Annotated in this window: 20 protein-coding genes; 6 read left to right on the top strand and 14 right to left on the bottom strand. The window is 72.9% G+C overall.

Translation table 11 applies throughout. The features are described 5' to 3' along the window. Positions 1-22: 22 nt before the first annotated feature. The 6 genes from ACWD4A_RS03655 to ACWD4A_RS03630 all read right to left on the bottom strand — a co-directional run bounded on the left by ACWD4A_RS03655 (position 23) and on the right by ACWD4A_RS03630 (position 5,068). On the bottom strand, positions 23-673 hold the full coding sequence (locus tag ACWD4A_RS03655; RefSeq protein WP_451188990.1) for a hypothetical protein: 651 nt from the start codon (positions 671-673) through the stop codon (positions 23-25). Positions 674-949: 276 nt separating this feature from the next. Beyond that, a complete protein-coding gene (locus ACWD4A_RS03650; protein ID WP_451188987.1) occupies positions 950-1,393 on the bottom strand; it encodes a CBS domain-containing protein in 444 nt (147 codons plus the stop codon). A gap of 94 nt (positions 1,394-1,487) precedes the next feature. Further along, positions 1,488-1,811 carry a thiamine-binding protein gene (locus ACWD4A_RS03645; protein WP_451188984.1) on the bottom strand — a complete coding sequence of 108 codons (324 nt, stop codon included), beginning with the start codon at positions 1,809-1,811 and terminating at the stop codon, positions 1,488-1,490. A 64-nt stretch (positions 1,812-1,875) separates the two neighbouring features. Next, positions 1,876-3,024 carry an MAB_1171c family putative transporter gene (locus ACWD4A_RS03640; RefSeq protein ID WP_451188981.1) on the bottom strand — a complete coding sequence of 383 codons (1,149 nt, stop codon included), beginning with the start codon at positions 3,022-3,024 and terminating at the stop codon, positions 1,876-1,878. After that, complete coding sequence (locus ACWD4A_RS03635; RefSeq protein WP_451188979.1) at positions 3,009-3,542, bottom strand: hypothetical protein; 534 nt, start codon at positions 3,540-3,542, stop codon at positions 3,009-3,011. Before ACWD4A_RS03635 ends, ACWD4A_RS03640 begins: the two co-directional genes overlap by 16 nt. Positions 3,543-3,841: 299 nt before the next feature. Continuing rightward, the gene (locus tag ACWD4A_RS03630; RefSeq protein WP_451188977.1) at positions 3,842-5,068 is read right to left on the bottom strand and encodes an aromatic acid exporter family protein; all 1,227 of its coding nucleotides are present in this window, start codon (positions 5,066-5,068) and stop codon (positions 3,842-3,844) included. Positions 5,069-5,270: 202 nt separating this feature from the next. Between ACWD4A_RS03630 and ACWD4A_RS03625 the strand changes: the two genes are divergently transcribed. Further along, complete coding sequence (locus ACWD4A_RS03625; RefSeq protein WP_451188974.1) at positions 5,271-5,930, top strand: ScbR family autoregulator-binding transcription factor; 660 nt, start codon at positions 5,271-5,273, stop codon at positions 5,928-5,930. Positions 5,931-6,161: 231 nt separating this feature from the next. Next, on the top strand, positions 6,162-6,704 hold the full coding sequence (locus tag ACWD4A_RS03620) for a hypothetical protein (RefSeq protein WP_451188971.1): 543 nt from the start codon (positions 6,162-6,164) through the stop codon (positions 6,702-6,704). Between the two features lie 12 nt (positions 6,705-6,716). Here the strand turns inward: ACWD4A_RS03620 and ACWD4A_RS03615 are convergent, their stop codons facing one another. Both ACWD4A_RS03615 and ACWD4A_RS03610 read right to left on the bottom strand, forming a co-directional pair. Then, on the bottom strand, positions 6,717-7,217 hold the full coding sequence (locus ACWD4A_RS03615) for a DM13 domain-containing protein (RefSeq protein WP_451188969.1): 501 nt from the start codon (positions 7,215-7,217) through the stop codon (positions 6,717-6,719). Positions 7,218-7,336: 119 nt separating this feature from the next. Beyond that, the gene (locus ACWD4A_RS03610; protein ID WP_451188966.1) at positions 7,337-7,933 is read right to left on the bottom strand and encodes an AAA family ATPase; all 597 of its coding nucleotides are present in this window, start codon (positions 7,931-7,933) and stop codon (positions 7,337-7,339) included. Positions 7,934-8,169: 236 nt separating this feature from the next. On the opposite strand from ACWD4A_RS03610, the gene ACWD4A_RS03605 reads away from it, so the two are divergent. Next, positions 8,170-9,285, top strand: coding sequence for an alpha/beta hydrolase (locus ACWD4A_RS03605; RefSeq protein WP_451188963.1), 1,116 nt, complete (start codon positions 8,170-8,172; stop codon positions 9,283-9,285). A 61-nt stretch (positions 9,286-9,346) separates the two neighbouring features. Here ACWD4A_RS03605 and ACWD4A_RS03600 read toward each other — a convergent pair whose 3' ends face one another. After that, positions 9,347-11,212: a protein kinase domain-containing protein gene (locus ACWD4A_RS03600; protein ID WP_451188961.1), complete on the bottom strand. Its 1,866-nt coding sequence runs from the start codon at positions 11,210-11,212 to the stop codon at positions 9,347-9,349. An 88-nt stretch (positions 11,213-11,300) separates the two neighbouring features. Between ACWD4A_RS03600 and ACWD4A_RS03595 the strand changes: the two genes are divergently transcribed. Further along, positions 11,301-14,333, top strand: a complete 3,033-nt coding sequence (locus ACWD4A_RS03595; protein WP_451188958.1) for a BTAD domain-containing putative transcriptional regulator — start codon at positions 11,301-11,303, stop codon at positions 14,331-14,333. Here ACWD4A_RS03595 and ACWD4A_RS03590 read toward each other — a convergent pair. Together ACWD4A_RS03590 and ACWD4A_RS03585 are read right to left on the bottom strand one after the other, a co-directional pair. Continuing rightward, a complete protein-coding gene (locus tag ACWD4A_RS03590) occupies positions 14,322-15,449 on the bottom strand; it encodes a DUF5005 domain-containing protein (protein WP_451188956.1) in 1,128 nt (375 codons plus the stop codon). The genes ACWD4A_RS03595 and ACWD4A_RS03590 overlap by 12 nt on opposite strands. Positions 15,450-15,467: 18 nt before the next feature. Then, positions 15,468-16,376 carry a LysR family transcriptional regulator gene (locus ACWD4A_RS03585; RefSeq protein ID WP_451188953.1) on the bottom strand — a complete coding sequence of 303 codons (909 nt, stop codon included), beginning with the start codon at positions 16,374-16,376 and terminating at the stop codon, positions 15,468-15,470. A 109-nt stretch (positions 16,377-16,485) separates the two neighbouring features. On the opposite strand from ACWD4A_RS03585, the gene ACWD4A_RS03580 reads away from it, so the two are divergent. Then, positions 16,486-16,878: a YybH family protein gene (locus ACWD4A_RS03580; protein WP_451188950.1), complete on the top strand. Its 393-nt coding sequence runs from the start codon at positions 16,486-16,488 to the stop codon at positions 16,876-16,878. Further along, on the top strand, positions 16,875-18,062 hold the full coding sequence (locus ACWD4A_RS03575; RefSeq protein ID WP_451188948.1) for an FAD-dependent monooxygenase: 1,188 nt from the start codon (positions 16,875-16,877) through the stop codon (positions 18,060-18,062). Before ACWD4A_RS03580 ends, ACWD4A_RS03575 begins: the two co-directional genes overlap by 4 nt. Positions 18,063-18,081: 19 nt before the next feature. On the opposite strand, the gene ACWD4A_RS03570 is transcribed toward ACWD4A_RS03575, so the two are convergent. The 3 genes from ACWD4A_RS03570 to ACWD4A_RS03560 are packed head-to-tail and all read right to left on the bottom strand — an operon-like array spanning position 18,082 to position 20,057. Beyond that, complete coding sequence (locus ACWD4A_RS03570; RefSeq protein WP_451188945.1) at positions 18,082-18,195, bottom strand: MFS transporter small subunit; 114 nt, start codon at positions 18,193-18,195, stop codon at positions 18,082-18,084. After that, positions 18,192-19,541, bottom strand: a complete 1,350-nt coding sequence (locus ACWD4A_RS03565; RefSeq protein WP_451188942.1) for an L-lactate MFS transporter — start codon at positions 19,539-19,541, stop codon at positions 18,192-18,194. Before ACWD4A_RS03565 ends, ACWD4A_RS03570 begins: the two co-directional genes overlap by 4 nt. Before the next feature lie 42 nt (positions 19,542-19,583). Further along, positions 19,584-20,057 (bottom strand): VOC family protein, encoded by a 474-nt coding sequence (locus ACWD4A_RS03560; RefSeq protein ID WP_451188940.1) that lies wholly within the window; start codon positions 20,055-20,057, stop codon positions 19,584-19,586. Positions 20,058-20,602 lie beyond the last annotated feature (545 nt).

The following is a 20,602-nucleotide window of genomic DNA, read 5'->3' as shown; positions in this document are numbered from 1 at the left end:
GACTGCTGCCTCGGATACCGCCTCAAAAGCCGACGAGGAATCCGACCAGCCTGCCGAGGAGGCTGCCCAGACCGACCAGGGCTCCGCCCGCGAGACCGCCGAGGGCGCCGACGGCACCCCGGAGGATGTTGGTCACGGTGCCCAGCAGACCGCCGTGGGCGAACCCGTCGATGCCGCGGTTCGGGTCGACGACGCTGCGGGTCGTCGGGCCGGCCGCGTCGGTCTTCGGGACGATCGCGTCCTTCTTGGCGAGCGTGACCGTCGCCGCGACGGCGTTGGTGGTCGCCGCGGTGATGGCGTTCACGTCGGGGGCCGCGGCCGTCGACTGCTGCAGGAGGGTGGCCCGCGCCGTGGTGAGCGCCCCGAGGTGCTCCTTGACGGAGGTGCACGCCTGGGCGTTCTGCTGAGCGGGCGCCTGCACCGCGTCGCACGCCTTCGCGGCTCCCGCGGCCAGCTTGGTGATGTCGCTGGTGTCGATGGCCGACATCCCGTCGACGGCTGCCCGGCGCAGTGCCTCGGGCGTGGGTGCGGCCGGGACCGTGACGTTGGTCCTGGCGACGGCGTGCGGGGGAGCCGCCGGAGCGGGCGTGGCGAAAGAGCCTGTCAGGGCGAGCGCGACGGTGCCGCACGCGGCTCCCGCGAGGACGAGGCCGGTGGTGCGGGGAGCGTTCATCAACGTACTCCTAGGGGCGGAGGGATCTTCACGCTCACCTTCCGTCCGCCTCTCGGAGCTCGCAATCGGACAGCGGCCAAGAGGGTCACCGACCGGTCCCCGGCACCGTCTTTCCCCCCGTCAGAAAGCCGTCCGGACACCTGCCGGAAGCAATCAACTCACTTGCGATAAGCGGACCTTGATGGGCCGACAGCCCCGGCCGCCGGGAGCTGATGACCCGTACGGTACGGGGGTGACGCCCTGTCGGCCGAACAGCCGAAAGCCCGTCAGGGAAGGTCAGCGGGCGGCCGCGTAGACCCGGGAGGCGAACTCGGCGATCTCCTCGTCGCTGAGGTTCTTCGCGAGGTTGGCCTCGGTGATCATGCCGACCAGGCGGTGGTCGCCGCGGACGTCGATGACCGGGAGACGCTTGATCTGGTGCCGCTCCATGCTCTCCAGGGCCTCGGAGGCGGCCGCGTCGGCGTCGATCCAGTGCAGCGCCGAGGCCAGCTCACCGGCCTTCATGCCCGCCGGGTCGCGGCCTTCGGCGACGCACTTGACGACGATGTCGCGGTCGGTGATCAGGCCCTTGAGCCGGTCGTCGGAGCCACAGATCGGCAGGCAGCCGACCTCCTGGTCGCGCATCATCTCCGCCGCGGCGGCCAGCGACTGCTGCTCGCCGACGCACCGCACCCCCGCGGACATGATGTCGCGGGCCTTGAGCTGCTTCTTCGTAGCCATGAGTCACTCCTGTCTCGCGCGCATGACGATGTGCTGGGTCACCTCCATCGCAACACGGATGGCCCAACGCCGCCACGCGCCCGGGGACGGGACGTCACCCGGCCGGCGGCCGTGGGCTCGCGGCCGGGTCCGGCATGTGCCGCTCCAGGAGTTCGATCTTGCCGTCGAGCGGGCGGTCCATACCCGGCCACAGATCGGCCTTGAGGACGAGCTGGACGCGGGGCGCCTTCGCGGCGACGGCCTCCGTGGCGCGCTTGACGACGTCCATCACCTCGTCCCACTCGCCCTCGATCATCGTGTACATGGAGTCGGAGCGGTTCGGCAGCCCCGACGCACGGATGATCTTCACTGCCTCGGCGATGTGTTCCGGGAACGACTCCCCGACGCCCAGCGGCGTCAGAGTGAAGGCGATGAGCACGGTCTCTGTTTCCTTTCGGCAGGGGGACTGCGGCGAGGGGACTGCGGCGGAGAAAGGGCCGCGGTCAGGTGAGCGAGGCGCGATAGGCGTGGACGGCGGGCGACCGGTAGGCCGCCGCGACCCGCAGCAGGCTGCCGATCTCCTCGGTGAGGTCCTGCGCCCCCGGACCCGCCAGATTCGCGGTCTGCGCCTGCGGGGCCCGGCCGGAGCGCTTGGCGTGCAGCGCGGCCGCCAGCCAGCACGCCGTCACGTGCGCGTCGACCAGGTGCCCGGGGACCTCCTGCCCCGCGACGTGCGCGCGGACCGTGCCGAGGGTCGCCGGGGACACATAGTTCCGCAGCACGATCATCGCGTCCCTGATCTCGATGACCCTGCGGTAGAGCAGCAACTGGAGCGGGACCGCCGCCGCCCCCAGCCGGTTCCCGGGCCGCAGCACCACATCCGGGGTGGTCGCCGTCAGGTCCTGCCACAGCCGGTCCAGCCCGCGGTACTGCCTGCGGTCGCGCAGGTGGTTCCGGATCCGCGCCAGGACGGGCAGTGCCGCGCCGACCGCCATGAACGCCGCCTCCACACCGGTCACCGGTGAGAACAGCGGGGCGAACACCGTCGACCTCGTCCGCAGGTAGAACAGCTTCAGGACCCACAGCAGCGACGCCAGCAGAATGCCCGTGCCGAACAGCCGCAGCCCGTACCGCAGCAGCCGCGGCGTGCCCGTCCCGCGCCCGTAGCTCCAGCACACGAGGCCGCACGTGGTGTCCGCCACCAGGTGGAACGCGAAGAACACCCACCAATAGGCCTCCGGCACGCCGGGCACGTCCCGGGACGGCGCGATCTGGTTGCGGGTGTGCGCGGGCCCGGTGAGGTCCAGCAGCACCAGCGCCACCATCACCGCGAGCGCGGCCCCGAACACCGGAGCCGTACGCCGCTCCCGGCCCGCCGCCCCGAAGATGAACCACAGCACCGCCGCGGCGTCCACGATGCTGAAGAGATGTGTCGACAGATCGATCCAATGGGCGTCCGCGATCAGCCGCGACAACACCGCGGTCACCGGCTCCAGATGCATCGACATCGCCAGCGCGATCATCACGATCGCGAACCACAACGGCCGCTGCTCCCGGTGCCGGACGCCCTGCGGGGCCCGGACGACGGCCACCGTCCACAGCGCGACGATGCCGCCGTTCTCCACCCACGGCTGGTCTAGCCCGCCGAACACGACGCACCCGTACGGTGTCCGGCCCGCAGACCCATGGCCGATTCCAGCCCGCCCAGCATCCCCGACAGCAGCGTCGGCGCGGGCACCCGGCCCGCCGCCTCCAGGATGAGGGTGGCGATCATCTCCGCCTCCTGCTCCTGCTCGTCGCCGTAGCGGATACGGGTCAGCACCCGCCGCACGGACTGCGGGTCCGTGATGTCGAGGTGGCGGTAGAGCTCCTGATCCTCGACCGCCGAACGGTGATTGCAGACCAGGTGCCCGATCTCGTGCACGATGATGTGCTCCTGGTGCAACGGGCTGGTCTGCGCGTCGTACAGCACGAAGTCCTCCGTCTCCACCGACAGCAGCAGTCCCGACGGGGTGCCGGGCACCGTCGGCGTCGGCAGCGCGAGCAGCCGCAGCGGCCGGTCGCGCTCCACCGCCAGCCGGGCGCACAGCGCCTGCGCGGAGAACGGGTCGGGTACGGGGATCCCGCCGATCACCTTCTGGCATCGGCGGCGCAGGCGCCTCCAGCGCATCTCGGCAGGCTCTCCAGGAATGGTCGGGACAGGGGGACACAGGACCCGGTAGCCCCGGCGCGTCACGGTGCCACCGCGGGGCCGCCGCGGCCGGGCGCGCGCACGGTACGGACCCCTGGCCGCACCTTCCCCCGGACAGTCACCGGCAGCATCACGGGCCCCCTCGCACTTCAGCCTCGGCCGGGTGCGATCGTAGATCGTCGGGACGCCTCCCGCCAGGGCCCCGGCCGCACTTGACACGGCGGTACGTCCCGTACAGGCCAACTGTCGGCCGCGCCCGCGGACTTGCCCCTAGGTGGTCATCCCGGGGTGCCGCGGCGGCCGGAACGGCTGCCGCGCAGACGGCGTTTGACGCCGTCCAGTACGGGGTGGCGCTCCCGTTGCTCCCGCGAACGCCGGTCGAGTTCCTCCACCAGGCGCTGCGACCGCTTCGCCACGTCCAGCTCGTCCAGGATCCGGTCGATCTCCGCCAGCAGCGCGCCGTGCAGCTGCCACTGGCGCGGGTGCTCCAGGACCTTGTCGAGCAGCAGGTCGGCGGCGCGGTCGCGGGCGGACCGCCCGGCGGCCAGCGCGGCGCCGAGCCGCGCCTCGGCGTCCTCCGCGTTCGTGGACACCTGGGTGGTGATGACCACCGCGAAACTCTCCACCGCCCGCGCGAGCCGCTCGAACACCTCCTCCAGCGCGGCCGCCACGTCCTCCGGGAACAGCGGCTCGTCGGTGCGCTTCTTGGCCAGGTCGGTCAGCGTCCGGGCCGTCACCCGCAGCACCACCGCCGAGATCTCCAGCGCGTCCAGCCCCGTCCGCAGCACCACCCTGAACAGCATCCCCTCCCGCACCCGGGGGTTGAGCCGGAGGCTGTCCTCCGCCTGTCGCAGGGAGGCGTCCACCTCGACGATGTCGTGGTCCAGCCGCCGGGCCTCGTGCAGCCGGGCCGCCGCCTCGGCGACGGTGGTGTGGCCGCTGATCTCCCGCCCGATGTCCCGCAGGAGACGGCTCATCCGGCGTGCGAGCTCCTCGATGGCCTCCCCGGCGGGCTGTACCCACACCGGCGGGACGAACAGGACGTTGAACAGCAGCCCGACCACCGCGCCGATCAGCGTCTCCAGCACCCGGTCCCAGGAGGTCTCCGCGACCCGGGTCACCCCGAGCACCAGCATGGCGCTGATCGCGACCTCGGGGACGAACTCGCCCACCTTGACGAAGCGGCCGATGACCAGCGAGGCCAGGATGATCAGCCCCAGGCTCCACCAGGTCAGCCCCACCAGCACGCTGAAGCCGATGGCGATCAGCACCCCCGCCACCACCGAGTTCACCCTGCGGATGCCGGTCGTCAGTGTGGCGTACAGGGTCACCTGCACCACCAGCAGCGCCGTCAGGGGCGCGGTGAGCGGCGCGGGTTCCCTGCTGAGCCACAGGGCCACCACGTAGGAGATCACCGCGGCCAGCGTGGAACGCACCGTCTGGACGACCGCCGGCTCCCGGCCGCGCCGCACCAGCGTCGACAGGGGATCGGAGAGCACAGGCACCCTGTGCCCCTTCCCGCCCGGCACCGCACCGGACACCCGCCCGCCCGCCGCGCCACCCGGGCGGTCGCCCGTCACCGGCCCGATTCCCGTACGAGGTAGCGTCCATGGCGAAGCCGGGCGGCAAGCCGCCCGATGATAAGATACAAACTATCCGGTTTGATTTTTGCGTGCAACGCAGGTGTGAACACAGGAGGTGCCCTTCGTGGCGAAGCAGGCGCGGGCGATCCAGACGCGGCGCACGATCCTGGAAGCGGCCGGCGCGGTCTTCGACGAGTTCGGGTACGAGTCCGCGACGATCGCCGAGATCCTCTCGCGCGCCGGCGTGACCAAGGGCGCCCTCTATTTCCACTTCGCCTCCAAGGAGGAGCTGGCGCGCGGCGTGCTCGAGGCCGCGCTCACCACGGAAGGGGTCATCCCGCAGGAGTCCAGGCTCCAGGAGTTCGTGGACATCGGCATGGTCCTCGCCCACCGGCTGCCCCAGGAGCCGCTGCTCAGCGCCCCCATCAGGCTGTCCGCCGACCGCAGGGCGCGTGAGCTGTTCGGCACCTCGTGGGCGGGCTGGATCGACTTCGTCACCGAGATGCTGGGCGTGGCCAAGGGGCAGGGTGAGCTGCTGCCGCACGTGGACCCGGCGCAGGTGGCGATGCTGTTCGTGAGCGCGTGGACGGGCGTGGAGATCGTCGCCACGGCCGCCGTCGAGGACGGCTGCACCCTGGAGCAGCGGATCGCCGTGCTCTACGACCACCTCCTGCCGAGCATCGCCGTGCCCGCGCTGCTGCGCACGCTGGACACCGCGCCGGACCGTGGTGGCCGGATCTGGGCCGTGCACCGGGCCGCCGCGGAGGCGGCCGCGGCGTCGTAGACGCCGCCCGGGAACGGACCGATCCCTTCCGGGACGGTCGGGCGCCGGGCCGTCGGGGGGCGGCTCGGCGCCATTTTCTCCTCAATTAAAACCGTCCAGTCGGTTTTCTTGTGCCGGTCTGCATTCGCCGGTCGGTATTGACTTCTCCGGCACCCCATGTCACTCATGACGCGTACACGTCACTACCTGCTTCCCCGGCAACCCCCACCCCGGACAGGAAGGAAGCACACGATGCGTACGTCGAAGAGACCCCCCGACCGCAAGCGGCTGATGACCGGAGCGGCCCTGGCCGCCGTACTGGCGACCGCCGGTGTCGGGCTGGCCGCGCCCCCGGCCCTGGCGGACACCGTCGCCGTCCAGTACACCTGCACCGGACCGGGCGCCCCCAGCGGCGTCCAGTCCCTGCAGATCGCGGTGACGGCTCCGGCCAGCGTCCAGCAGGGCACCGCCGCGGACCTCACCGTCGACGTCATCACGACCCTCACCGCGCCGATCGGTATTCCGGCGGGCAGCGTGAGCGGCGAGCTGTCCATCGATCTCGGCGGCGCGGCGACGGGCAGCGTGACCGCGACCGGCTTCACCAACCCCGACGCGATACCCAGCGGCACCCCGGTCACGGTGACGGGCGGCAAGGTGTCGGCCCAGCTCGACAACGCGGGCTCCACGACCTTCTCGCCCGGCAGTGCCACCGTCCATGTCTTCGGTGTCACCGTCAACTGCTCGATATCGGGCACCGCTCCGGTCGCCGCGACGACGGAGGTCCTGGCCTCCTGACTGGGGCCCGGGTCAGACGCGGGTGAGCCCGGCGGCGCCGAACGAGACGTCGAACCGGTCGCACCAGATGCTCACGCTCGTGTACCGGCCGAGATCCAGACCGGCGGGCAGGGTGTAGTTCTGGTCGCCCTTGTTGCCCTTCAGGGACCCCAGGCTCCGATGGGCACCGTCGTCGAACACGTGCCAGCCGGCCCGGCCCTCCTTCACCGGAGCGTCGGTGATCAGGACCCGGAGGTCCGGGCCGTTGCTGGTGTCGAGGTTCTCCAGCCGCAGCGTCCGGGTGCCGTCCGGCAGTTCGAGGATACGGACGGTGCCGCTGGTGCGGTGTTCGTGACTGATCAGCTCACCGGTGGCCAGCGTTCTCGGGGTGCGCCCCTGGGCATCGGCCGCGGCCGCGGGGACGGATTCCCGCACGGTGGTGTCGATCCAGAGCTTCCAGGGCTGGAACCAGACGGCTCCCACGGCGAGAGCGGCCAGGGTGGCCGTCAGCAGTATTTCCCGGGTGCGGCGCATGGTGGCCTCCTTGTGTCGGCTGCGTTCCCTGTCGAGTGGTCCAACGGGCCGGAGGAGGCGTATCGATCCGGGGGAGAGGTGACGAAAGTCTTACGTGGCAGGGCCACGGACCCCTTTGTTCACCGGTCGGTGCGCGGCATCGCCAACTGCGCTGTGAAATCCAGGGATTGCACTCGCTCGCGGGATATTCGGTCGAGCAGCACTATGGACGTCGTCTCCGGTATCGCGTCCGCCCCCTCGGTGGAGAGGCGCCGCAGGAGGTGGGCGAGGCGGCGGTCGTGGCGGGTGAAGACGCGGCGGGGGGACCAGCGGCCCCGGGCGTCCTGGCCTGCCAGGGCCTCGGCGGTTCCGACGGCCAGCAGGACGAGGTGGAGTTCGCGGCCCCGGCGCCCGGCGGCTCGGGCGAGGTAGCGGCGCATCCAGGGCCGGCTGCCGCAGTCGTGGACGAGCAGGGGTTCACCGGTGCGCACCCCCGTACGCAGCCGGTGGAAGTGCCGCAGGCGGGCCCACGGCCGGTATGCCGCGTACGGCAGCCGGGCGGGCATCACTGCCGCGCACGCCTCGTGGACGTCCCGCGGGTCCACCATGGCGGCGGTTTCGGAGCAGCGGCGCAGCAGAGTGCTCTTGCCGCTGCCCGGCAGACCCGAAACGACGACCACGGAGCCCGGGGGATAGGAGAGGACGGCGGGCGCGTCGCGCCTCCCCCGGAGATCCACCAGTCCGCACGGTTTCACCGCTGCCCCCCGTTCGAAAGTTTGCCCACAGCTTCGCACGGGCTCGGGGGCGAGGGTCACCACCAGTAGTGCGGGTGGCGCGGCGCCGGTGACGGTACGCTCACCGCTTGAACAAGATCACGGCCCCTGGCGGGAACCGGGACCGGTGTTCTCCCATCCAGCAGGACGGAACCGACCATCATGTCCTTCGGGGCAGCAGCATCATCCGGAGCGACGCGATGACGCACACACCAGCCGGGGCCTACCAGTCCCGGGGGCACCGCCGTGCCTCCCGCGCCAAACGATGGACCATCGTCGTGGCATCCATAGCCGTACTCGGGCTGATCACCGGGGGAGTCCTCGACTACCTCAAGATCGGTCCGTTCTCGGACAAGGGCGAGAAGGTCAGCTTCGGCCAGCCGCCCGCCGGGAACGGGGGCCAGGCCGGCGGGAACAGCGGTGCGCAGCCCGCGGCGGACTCCAAGGTCCTGATGCCGACCGGCCCTTCGGCGGAGTTCAAGAACGTCGACACCCTGGGTGACGGCACGCACATCGCCGTGACCACCCTGGAGGGCAAGAAGTCCGGCTTCACCGGCAAGGTGTGGGTGTGGGCGCCCAAGCAGTACGCGGACCCGAAGTTCGCCAACAGCGGCTTCCCGGTCCTGATCGCCCTGCCCGGCGGCCCCGGCTTCCCGGACAACTACTGGATGGGCACCAACCTCAAGCTCCAGTCGTCCATCTCCAAGTGGTACGCCGAGGGCAAGAGCAAGCCGTTCCTGCTCGCCATGCCGGTGCTCAACCCCAAGAACAACGGCACCTACTGGGACGGCAGCGACATCCCCGGCCAGCCCAAGATGGGCACCTGGCTCACCGACGACGTCCCGGACCTGATGAAGCAGAACTTCCGGACCATCAAGTCGCGTGACGGCTGGGCATTCATGGGCTCCTCCTCCGGCGGCTTCGCGGGGATGAAGGCCGTGCTCAAGCACCCCGACCGGTTCAAGGCCGCGATCGCCTCCGGCCCGGACATCGTCCCGGACTCCCCGCTGTGGAAGGGCCACAAGACGGAGATGGACGAGAACAACCCCGAGCTGCTCGCCAACAGCCTGATCGCCAAGGGCGGCCCGGACGTCTACATCGCGTTCCAGTACGGCACGCGGGAGGACCCCATCACGATCAACGGGGTCAAGAAGTTCGTGGCCACCTACGGCAAGGGACCGGTGCACACCGACGTCAAGGTGATCGAGGGCGGTAAGCACGACGCCTACACCTACGTCCCGAGCATGGGCCAGGGCTCGCCGAGCCCGATCCAGTGGATCAGCGAGCAGATGTCGGACCCGATCCCCGCCTCCTGACCCCGCCCCCCGCACCACGTACGAAGCCGCGAGACCCGCCCGGTCCCGCGGCTTCACCGTTTCAGGACACCGTCCAGACCTGTCCCGGGGAGCCCGTGCACGCCTCCATGGCCACCTGCCCGGTTCCGGGCCGCGCGGTCAGGCACTCGTTCGTCGCCCGGTTGACCATGCGCTTGCCGCCCGACGGGTCCGGCTGGAAGAGCCACACCTGGTTGGGGGTGTAGTACGCCGACCCCCACACGATCAGCCGCTGGCTCCCGAGGTCGAGGTCGAGCCGCCTGCCCGTGGTGGACAGGTTCCGCACCAGGTACGTGCCGTCGTGCAGGTCGTCCAGGCACCACTGCTGCGCGGGGGAGTTCTGGAAGGGGGCGATGACCACGCTGTTGCCGTCGGAGTCCCGCTGCCCCTCGTTCTCCAGGGCCACGAACCCGTTGCGCAGCGTCACTTGCGCGGACGGCTTCCCGTCACCGGTGGGGGGCGCCGTCGTCGGCGGCGCGGGCGGACCGACCGAGGGCGACGCGGGCGGCGCCGTGACTCCCGAGGACGGCCGGGACGGCGGCGGCCCCGGCCGCTCCTGCCCGGTGCCGTGGGACGGCGCCGCGACGATCCCGCCGCGGAGCGGCCCGTCCTTGCCGTCGGTCTGGGGCCGGATCTGGGGCGCCTGCACGCCTCCCCGGCTCGGCTCCGCGCCGGGGGCGCTCGGCGAACCGGTGGGCGGACGGCTGGTGGACGGTGCGGTTCCGGGGGACTCCGCGACGGTCACGGTCGCCGCGGGCGCGTTCGGCCGCGCGCCGTCGGCCGACTCCCCGCGCTGATGCAGACCGGAGGTCAGGACCGCCGCAGTGAGGGCGAGCGCGACCACCGAGCCCGCCGCCGCCAACAGGCCCGCCCTGCGGCGGACGGCCGCCGCGAGCGTCCCCGCCCCGTGGCCCCCCGGCCCGCGCCCGGCCGCCGTGCCCGCGGCCGTCGCGCCCCGGGCCGCGGTGTTCCCGGCCGGGCCACCGGCCACCATGCCCTCGGCCACCGTGTCACCGACTGCCGTGTCACCGGCCGCCGCGCCCTCGACCACTGCGCCCTCGGCCACCGGGCCTCCGGCACCTTCCGGCAGTGCCACGAGGGCCACCCGCAGCGCCGAGGCCATCGCGGCCGCGTCCGCCCAGCGCGCGCCCGGCTCCTTCGCCAGGGCCCGCTCGACCACGGCCCGAACCGCCGGAGGGACTTCCTCCGGAAGGGGCGGCGGCGGGGTCGTGAGGTGCTTCAGGGTGATCTCGAACGCCGTCACCCCGTCGAAGGGCAGACAGCCCGTCAGGCACTCGTACAGCACGACCCCGACCGCGTACACGTCCGCGGCGGCCGTGACCTCGCCCCGCGCGGCCTGTTCCGGTGCCTGGTAGGGCACGGTGCCGAGCTGTGTGCCCGTGGACGTCAGCCGCGCGTTGTAGTCCTGCCAGGCGATGCCGAAGTCCGTGACCAGCACCGTGTCCTGGCGCACCAGCAGGTTCGCGGGCTTCACGTCGCGGTGCACGATCCCCGCGTCGTGCGCCGCCTGCAGCGCGTCCAGCACCTGGGCGCCGTCCCGGAGCACGCGCTCCACCGGCAGCGGACCCGACCGCTCCAGCACCGCGCTCAGCGGCTCGCCCTCGATCAGCTCCATGACCAGGAAGGACAGCGGAGCCCCGGCCGACGTCGTGCTCTGCCCGTAGTCGTACACCGCGACGATCCCGGGGTGGCTCACGCTCGCCATGGCGCGGGCCTCGGTACGGAACCGCTCGGCGAACGCCGGGTCGTCACCGAGCGGCGCCCGCAGCAGCTTGACCGCGACGCGCCGTTCCAGCACCCGGTCCAGCGCGAGCCACACCTCACCCATCGAGCCGTTGCCCAACGGCTCGGAAAGCTCGTAACGGTCAGCCAGGACCACCTGCTGCATGTGTCCCCCACTCCCCTGAACCCGACCAGACTTTACCCTGTGACCAGGGAATGTTTGTTCGGTTGCCATCGGAGAAGGGGCTTTTGGCATGGGTGGGGAAGAACCCCGGAATCCGTTGCGCTTCACCGTCCTGGGGCCGGTGCGGGCCTGGCGCGGCACCACTGAGCTGCCGCTCGGTGCCCGCCAGCAGCGCTGTGTCCTGGCCGTACTGCTGCTGCGCGGCGGCGCGACCGTCTCGGCGGAGGAACTCGTCGGCGCCCTGTGGGGCGAGCGGCCCCCGCAGTCGGCGCTCGGCACGGTGCGCACCTACGCCTACCGGCTGCGCCGGGTTCTCGGGCACCACACCCTCGGGCCCGACGCCGGCGGCTACCGCATCGACACCGTCCCCGGCCACGTCGACGCCGCCGAGTGCGAACGCCTCGCCACCGAAGCGGCCCGCCACCGCTCCCAGGGCCGCCCCGAGGAGTCCCTGGGAGCGCTGGAACAGGCCCTCGCGCTGTGGCGCGGCGAGGCGCTGCCCGGCCTCCCCGGCCCGTATGCGGAACGCCAGCGCGCCCGCTGGTCCGAGCGCCGCCTGGAACTCCTCGAAGCCCGCATGGAGACCGAGCTCGAACTCGGGCGGCACGACCGGATCACCGGCGAGCTCGCCGAACTCGCCGACGAACACCCCATGCGCGAGCGCTTCTCCCAACTGCGGATGCTCGCCCTCTACCGCGCCGGACGCCAGGCCGAGGCCCTGGAGGCGTACGCCTCCGCGCGCCGCGCCCTCGTCTCCGAACTCGGCGTCGAACCGGGCCCGGAGCTGCGCGAGCTGCACTGCCGGATCCTCGCCGCCGACCCCGCCCTCACCCTGCCGCCGACCCCCGGCCCCAAGGCCGCGCACGCCCCCGCGGCCGTACGGACCGACCGCCCCGGCACCGGCCTGCAGCACCCCGCCGCCGCGCCGCCGCCCGAGCCCGCACCGCCGCTCCCGCAGCCCACCCCGCCACCCGTACCCCGGCAACTCCCCGCGGGCGCCGCCGACTTCATCGGCCGCAGTACGGAGGTCGCCGCGCTGCACGACGCCCTCCTGGCCCCCGACAGCATGCCCGTGGTGGCCGTCAGCGGTCTCGGCGGCATCGGCAAGACCGAGCTCGCGATCCACCTCGGCCACTCCCTCGCCCCGCACTTCCCCGACGGCCAGCTCTACGCCGACCTGCACGGCGAGTACGGCCAGCCCGCCCTGCCCGAGGAGGTCCTCGGCTCCTTCCTGCGCGCCTTCGGCCTGTCGCGCGAGGCCCTCCCCACCGGGCTCGCCGAACGGTCCGTCCTGCTGCGCTCGGTGCTCACCGGCCGCCGCGTCCTGCTCGTCCTCGACAACGCCCTCGACGCCCGCCAGGTGCGGCCCCTGCTGCCGGGCGGACCCGGCTGCGCCGTCCTGGTCACCAGCCGCGCCCGGCTCTCCGCCCTGACCACCGCCCGCTCCGCCGAACTGGGCGTCTTCACCCCCGACGAGGCCCTGCGGCTCTTCACCGGCATCGTCGGGGACCACCGCGTGCGCGCCGAACAGGCCGCGGCGCGGGAGCTGATGGCCGCCTGCGGCCACCTCCCGCTGGCCATCCGCATCATCGCCGCCCGGCTCGTCAACCGGCCCCAGTGGTCCATCGCCGGGATCCTCGACCGGCTCGCCGACGACCGTCGCCGCCTCGACGTGCTGCGCACCGGCGACCTCGCCGTCGAGAGCACCTTCCGCTTCGGCTACGACCAGCTGGAGCCCGCGCAGGCCCGCGCCTTCCGGCTGCTCGCCGTCCCGGCCGTCCCCGACCTGCCGCTCGCCGCCGTCGCCGCCGTGCTCGACCTGCCCCGCCACGAGGCCGAGGACCTCGTCGAGTCCCTCGCGGACGCCTCCATGCTGGAGACCCCGGCACCCGAGCGCTACCGGTACCACGACCTGCTGCGCGACTTCGCACGCGGCCTGGAGGACGACGACCGCGCCGAGGTGCTGGACCGGCTCGTCCGCCACTACCGCGCGGCGACCGTCGCCGCGCTCGGACCGGCCGCCCGCCGGGCGGGCCTGACCCCGTGCGAGGAACTCGCCGCGCCCATGCCCGCGCGGACGGAGCACCAGGGCATCGCCAAGCTCGTCGCACAGTGCGCGGGGGAACCGGGCCCCCGCCCCGACCTGCGCCCGGCTGTCGAACTCCTGCTGGGCGCCACCCTGCTCTACGAATCCGGTCAGGCCACCCGCGAGCTCGGCCGCGCCGCGAACGCGCTGCTGCGCGCCGTCCGGCAGCGCGGGGAACCCGCCGACGAGGCCCGCGTCCGCTTCGTCCTTGGCAAGCTCCTCCTCGAAGTCGGCTCCGCGGCCGCCGCGCTCGCCGAACTGCTGCGCGCCCGCGAACTGGGCGCGTCGCACGACCTGCCCCGCGCGCTCCAGGCCCACGTCCACTCCGCGCTCGGCGCCTGCTACTACCACGCGGGGCGGCACGACGACGCCATCAACTGCTTCACGACCGCCGCGGCACTGCGCCACGGCCTCGGCGACCCCGCCGGTGCCGCCGTCGAGAGCCTCGGCATCGCCGGAGCCCTCGCCGGACTCGGCCGCTTCGACGACGCCACGCGCGTCGCCGCCTCCGCCCGCGCCATCTGCCACGAACACGCCGCCGCCGACACCGACAGCCAGGCACTCGCCGAGAACGCCCTCGGGCGCATCGCGCAGGAACACGGCGCCTACGCGCGGGCCGCCGAGCACTACCGCGCCTCCATCGCCCTGCTCCGCCCGGACGACCAGCGCCGCACGGGCCGCAACCTCCGCCGGCTCGCCGAGACCCTGCGCGCGGCGGGCCGCCCCGGCGAGGCGGTCGAGGCCGCCGTGCGGGCCGTCGACATCCTCTCCGCGGACGGCGACCACCGCGGCCGCGGGCTGGCCATGGCCGCGCTCGGGCGCGCCCTGGCGGAGCGCGGTGCGCCCGGTGACGACGACGAGGGGCGGCGCTGCCGGTCCGAGGCCCACGGCGTCCTCGCCATGATCGGCGACCCCGAGGCCGACTCCCTGCGCCGGGACGCCCGCGTCCCGCAGGGCGGCGCCCGCCCGCCGTGGCCCTCCTGGACCCCCACCAGCATGGAGCGCTCAGGAAGGTGACGACAGCACCACCCGCAGGAAGCGCGGCCGGTAGATGTCCACGTGACGGTAGACGTCGTCCGGGACGAGGCTGTTGACGTTGTACGAGACGACGAGCTCGCCGTTCCGTTCGAGCTCCGGGTGCTCGTGGGGGTTGTAGGCGATGACGTTCCGGTCGCGGTAGGTGCCGTACGGCCCGGCCTCCGGCGCGGTGAACACCGTCCGCGGCCGGGTGAACGGCCCGCTCGGCGTCCGGGACCAGGCGAGCTGGACCTCCGCGCTGAACGGCTGGTCCACGCGCTGGCTGCACAGCGCGTACCAGCCGCCGTGCCGTACGACACTGAGCTCGTCCGAGACGCGCAGCGCCGTGCCGCCGGGCCCGGACAGCCGGGCGGAGCGCGCCTCGTCGGGCGACCAGGTGCCCTGAGCGGTCCGGTACCGCCAGGGGCGGCGCAGATCGGAGCCGGTGACACGGGCCAGGTGGAGGTAGTTGCCGCCGCCGGGCGCCTTCTCGGTGCCGTAGACGTAGGTGCCGCCGTCCCGCTGCCGGGCCAGCCACGCGCCCCACGCGACGTGGGCCGACGACGGCAGCGGGGTGAACGACCGCGGCCGGGAGGGGAGTCCGGGGCGGAACCGCGCCAGCGCGTTGCCCCGCCAGGCCACGTCCAGCGGACCGGTACCGGTCCGCGCGTAGTGCGCGTAGACGACGGCCACCCCGTCGCCGTCGGGCACGCCCGCCCGTGCCCAGTACCAGTCGTCGGGCCCGGAGCCGGACACGACGGGTGCGACGGTGCGCGCGCCGGCGGCGTTCCGCAGGACGAAGCTGTTGTGCACGAAGGGCGCGGTGGCCGGGCGGGAGCCGTCGGGCCGCACGCTGCCGAGGAAGCTGTCGGAGAACACCCACAGCTCACCGGCGGCCGTCGGCACGGAGTACGTGCTGTCGCCGCCGGTCCAGTGGTCCGGCGAGCGCGCGTGCTCGGCGTAGTCGGTGAACGCCCTGCCGAGTGCCGTGGCCGGGCGCACGGCGACGACCCGCGGCGGGTCCGCCACCGGCGGCAGGAACCCGCAGGTCGCGAGGAGGGCGGCGAGGAGCAGGGCGGGGGCGCGGAGCGCGGTCCGCCAACGGGGCTGCGGCATCGTCTTCATGACGCGTGGTCAACGAGCGGCGGGCCCTGGGGGTGCCGGTTCCGCCAGGGCGGCGCGGGCACGGGCCAGCAGCGCCCGGCCCGCCGGGCCGGTCGGGCCCTCCGCGCGCCAGGCGAGGGCGAGGCGGCCGCGGAGCGCCGGGCGCTCGATGGCGACCGTCCGCAGCCGGTCCGACCGCGACTCGGCGTACGCGCCCGGCAGGATCGCCGCGCCCAGGCCGTGGGCGGCGAGCTCGGCGAGCGCCCTGGGGTCACCGGCCTCGAAGGCGATCCGCGGGGTGAACCCGGCGGCCGCGCAGGCGTCGTCGAGCCGGGCGCGCAGGCCGGTACCCCTGGGCAGGCTGATGAGGGCGTGGCCGCGCAGCGCGTCGAGCGGGACGCTCCGGTGGACGGCGAGCTCGTGGCCGTGGGCGACCGCGGCGACGATCGGCTGGTCGTCGACGACCTGGATGTCGAGCCCGGCCGGGGCGGTGTCGCCGATGCTGATGATCGCCGCGTCCAGCACGCCCGCCCGCACGCTCTCCACGAGCCGGTCCGTGTCCGCCGCGGTGAGCGTGATCTCCACCGCCGGGTGGTCGTCGTGGAACCCCGCCAGCAGGCCGGGCAGGTCGAAGTTGTGCGAGGTCACCGTGCCCACGGCGGCATGGCCGCGGAGCAGCCCGGTGAGTTCGTCGACGGCGAGCCGGGCGCCCTCCACCGCGGCCAGCGCGGCACGGGCGTACGGCAGGACGGCCTCGCCCGCCTCGGTCAGCCGCACCGAACGGCCGGAGCGGTCGAGCAGCTCCTGCCCGAGCTCCCGCTCCAGCTTGCGGATCTGTGCGCTGACCCCGGGCTGGGCCACGTGCACCCGCTCCGCGGCCCGGGTGAAGTTCCGCTCCTCGGCGACCGCCACGAAATAGGCGAGCTGACGCAGTTCCATAACTGATGATTCTAGCAATCAGATTTACCATCTCTTGGACTTCTGATCATGACTGCCGGAGAGTGGAGACATCAGGGCAGCAGCACAGCGACGGAAGAAGGAAGCCGCCATGACCGAGACCCGTGAACGCGCCAACACCCCCGAGGACCTGACCCGGTTGTTCGTCGAGCGGGCCAACGCCGGGGACGCCGAAGGGCTCGCCGAGCTCTACGCGCCCGACGCCGTGCTCGCCTTCCCGCCCGGGTCCACGACGGTCGGCCGGGACGCGATCCGCGTCGTCTGCGAGCAGATGATCGCCCACGCGAAGGGCCCCTTCGTGCAGGAGGAGCCCCTCCCGACGGTCCACTACGGCGACCTCGCCCTGACCTCCACCCCGTCCTCCGACAACACGGGCGGCCGGGTGCAGGTGGTGCGCCGCCAGCCGGACGGCACCTGGCTGCGGATCCTCGACCGGCCCGAGACCCGGGCCGGGGTCCAGGCCGAGATCCGGGCCGCCCGATGACCGCGATCATCGCCGGGGCGGGCATCGGCGGTCTCACCGCCGCGCTGAGCCTGCACGCCGCGGGCCTCGACGCCGCCGTGGTGGAGAGCGCCCACGAGATCCGGCCGCTCGGCGTCGGCATCAACCTCCTCCCGCACGCCGTACGGGAGTTGACCGAACTCGGCCTCGGCGAGGACCTCGCCGCCCTCGGCGTGGTTACTGCCGAGATCGTGTACAGCGACCGGCACGGCCGGAAGCTCTTCACCGACCCGTGCGGCACCGCCCAGGGCTACCGCTGGCCGCAGTACTCCGTCCACCGCGGCGAGCTCCAGATGCTGCTCCTGGCGGCGGTCCGGGAACGGCTGGGCGCCCGTGCGGTCCGTACCGGGACGCGGCTGACGGACTTCGAGGGGCAGGGGGACGGCGTCCGCGCCCGCCTCCTCGACCGGGCGACCGGGGCCGTCGGGGAAGCCGCCGCCGACGTCCTCGTCGGCGCGGACGGGCTGCACTCGGCGGTCCGCGCCCGGCTGCACCCGGACGGCGGGCCGCTGCTGTGGTCCGGCGTCCGGATGTGGCGGGGCACGGCGGAGGCCGCCCCGTTCCTCACCGGCCGCTCGATGGTGATCGTGCGCGACGGCGACACGGAACTCGTCGCCTACCCGATCGGCCGGAACAGGGTCAACTGGGTCTGCATGGTACGGGCGTCCGGGCCGGGACCCCTGGCGGAGGAGGCGGGCTGGAACCGCGCCGCCCGCGCCGAGGACGTGCTTCCGTACGTCGAGGACTGGGCGCTCGGCTGGCTCGACGTGCCCCGCCTGGTGGCGGACAGCCGCGAGATCCTCGCCTACCCGATGGCCGACCGGGACCCGCTGCCGTCCTGGGGCGGCGGCCGGGTGACGCTGCTGGGCGACGCCGCGCACCCCATGTACCCCGTGGGCGCCAACGGCGCCTCCCAGGCCGTCGTCGACGCGCGGGTCCTCGCGTACGAACTCGCCCGCTCCGACGGAGACTTGACCACCGGTCTGGCTCGCTACGAGGCCGCCCGCCGGGACGCGACCTCGGCCGTCGTCCTGGCCAACCGGCGGATGTACGCGACCGAGGGGCGCACCGCGCAGGAACTGGCCGACATCATGCGCACCTACCGGCGGGCCACGGGCGGCGACGTCCACGTGCTCAACGCGCGCGCTTCCCTCACCCCTGCCTGAGCGCGGACGCGCTCCCCTCTCATCCGGTGAACAACTGCCGCAATTTGAGGACGAGTTCGTAGACGCCGTACGCGAAGGGAGCCCCCACCCACAGCCAGCCGAACACGAGCAGCGCCTTGCGGGCGGGGGTCATGGCGTCACGTCCTTCTCGGGCTCGGCGCTCGCGCGCTTCTCCTCGGCGGGCGGCTCGTGGTGGCGCGGGTGGACGGGCCGTACGCACTCGTTCGCCGCGAAGCCCACGGCCAGCAGCCCGATCATCACGAAGAAGGACGTCGTATAGAGGTCGGCACCGGTCCGTCCCGCGGACTTCCGCGCGTCGGCGATGGCGTTGACGATCAGCGGGCCGAGAATGCCCGCCGTGGACCACGCGGTCAGCAGGCGTCCGTGGATCGCGCCCACCTGGAAGGGCCCGAAGAGATCCTTCAGATAGGCGGGCACGGTGGCGAAGCCGCCGCCGTAGAAGGAGAGGATCACCGCGGCGCAGACGATGAACACCGGCTTCGACGCGTCGCCGGCCAGCGCGAGCAGCAGATACATCAGCGCACCCGCGCCGAGGTAGAGCCGGTAGACGTTCTTGCGCCCCACCAGGTCGGAGGCGGAGGACCAGCCGATCCGCCCCAGCATGTTGGCGAGCGACAACAGCCCCACGAAGCCCGCCGCGGCGGAGGCGCCCACCGGCGAGGACGAGCGCGCGAAGAAGTCCGTGATCATCGGTGCGGCCTTCTCCAGGACGCCGATGCCCGCGGTGACGTTCGTGCAGAGGACCACCCACAGGCACCAGAACTGCGGAGTGCGCAGGGCACTGCGGGCGGACACCCGTACGGGTGTGACGAGAGGACCCCGCACGGTGCCCGGCGGCCGCCAGCCGTCGGGCGGGACGCGGACGAGCAGCACGCCGAGCGTCATGAAGACCCCGTACGCGGCCCCCATCACCAGAAACGTCCGCGCGATCCCGGAACTGTCCGGGCCGAAGCCCGACAGCAGCTCCGCCGACCACGGCGAGGCGATCAGCGCGCCCCCGCCGAAGCCCATGATGGCGATGCCGGTGGCCATGCCCGGCCGGTCGGGGAACCACTTGATGAGCGTGGACACCGGCGAGATGTAGCCGATGCCGAGCCCGACGCCGCCGATGAGGCCGTAGCCCGCCACGACCAGCCAGTACTGGCGCGTACCCGCCCCGAGGGCGGCCACCAGGAACCCGCACGAGAAGCACACGGCCGACACGGCCATCGCCCAGCGCGGGCCGTTCCGCTCCACCAGGGTGCCGCCGAAGGCGGCCGACAGCCCGAGCATGACGATGGCCACTTGGAAGGGGAGCGCCGACGCCGTGCCGGACAGCCCCAGCGAGGACTCCAGCGGGGGTTTGAAGACGCTCCAGGCGTAGACCTGGCCGATGGCGAGATGAATGGACAGCGCGGCGGGAGGTACGAGCCAGCGGCTCCATCCCGGAGGCGCGACGACGCGCGCGGGGGCAGGCATGAGGGGAAGCTACCGCCCCCGCGGGCCCCTCAGAAGACCACGTCAGTTCCCGTCGGCCGCGGCCTTGAGCGCCGCCAGATCGATCTTCTTCATCCCGAGCATCGCCTTCATGGCCCGCTGCCCGCGCGCCGTGTCCGCGTCCCCCAGCAGGCTCGGCAATGCGGCCGGGACGACCTGCCAGGACAGCCCGTACCTGTCCTTCAGCCACCCGCAGGGCCCCTCCTCGCCGCCGTCGGACAGCTTCGACCAGTAGTAGTCGACCTCTTCCTGCCCCTCGCAATTGATCAGCAGCGAGATCGCCTCGTCGAAGCTGAACTGGGGGCCGCCGTTGATCGCGATGAAGTCCTGGCCGTCGAGCACGAACTCCACGGTCATGACCGTCCCGGCCGGCCGCGGCCCGGCTTCGCCGTAGTGCTGGACGCTCTTGATCTCCGAGTTCGGGAACACCGAGACGTAGAACTCGGCGGCCTCCTTGCCCTCGGTGTCGAACCAGAGGTTGGGCGTGATCCGTGGCATGACACCCTCCTGTCCGTCGTGACCTCTACCGACCGTCCCATGCGTTGTCGCTGCCGCGCATCCCCGGGTCTGTGGCTGCGGTCCGATTCGCCGCCTGCGGCGGGGGCGGCCTGCGGCCGCGTCCTCAAACTCCCCCAGCTACCGCTGGGAGGTGCCCCCAGGACGGGCTGGATTTCCGGACCGTGGTCCGTCGCCTGCGGGCCGAGCCCGCGAAATCCAGCCCGTCCGGCGTTTGAGGACACCGCGCGGAGCGCGGTCGGGGGTCCGGGGGTCTCCCCCGGTTCCGGGAAGGGGCGGGGCTGGGGAACAGGCCCGCCGCAGGCGTACGCGTCCCGTCACCCGGGGTGACGCGGGAGCCCCGCGGATGTGAGGCCGGGCATAGGACGTGGGTCACGTACGAACCCACCTCGTACCCCACTGTGGGGCAAATCGGACACTTCGGGGTGGTGTCACCCGCCCCCGCACTACGACACGGCTTCGTACGTCACACCTTTGCCACCCCGTTTTCCCGCCGCTAACAATTGCCGAGTCGCAACGGCGCCGTC

The sequence above is a fragment of the Streptomyces sp. NPDC002537 genome (assembly GCF_053594975.1).
This window is presented reverse-complemented; position numbering and strand designations above follow the sequence as displayed.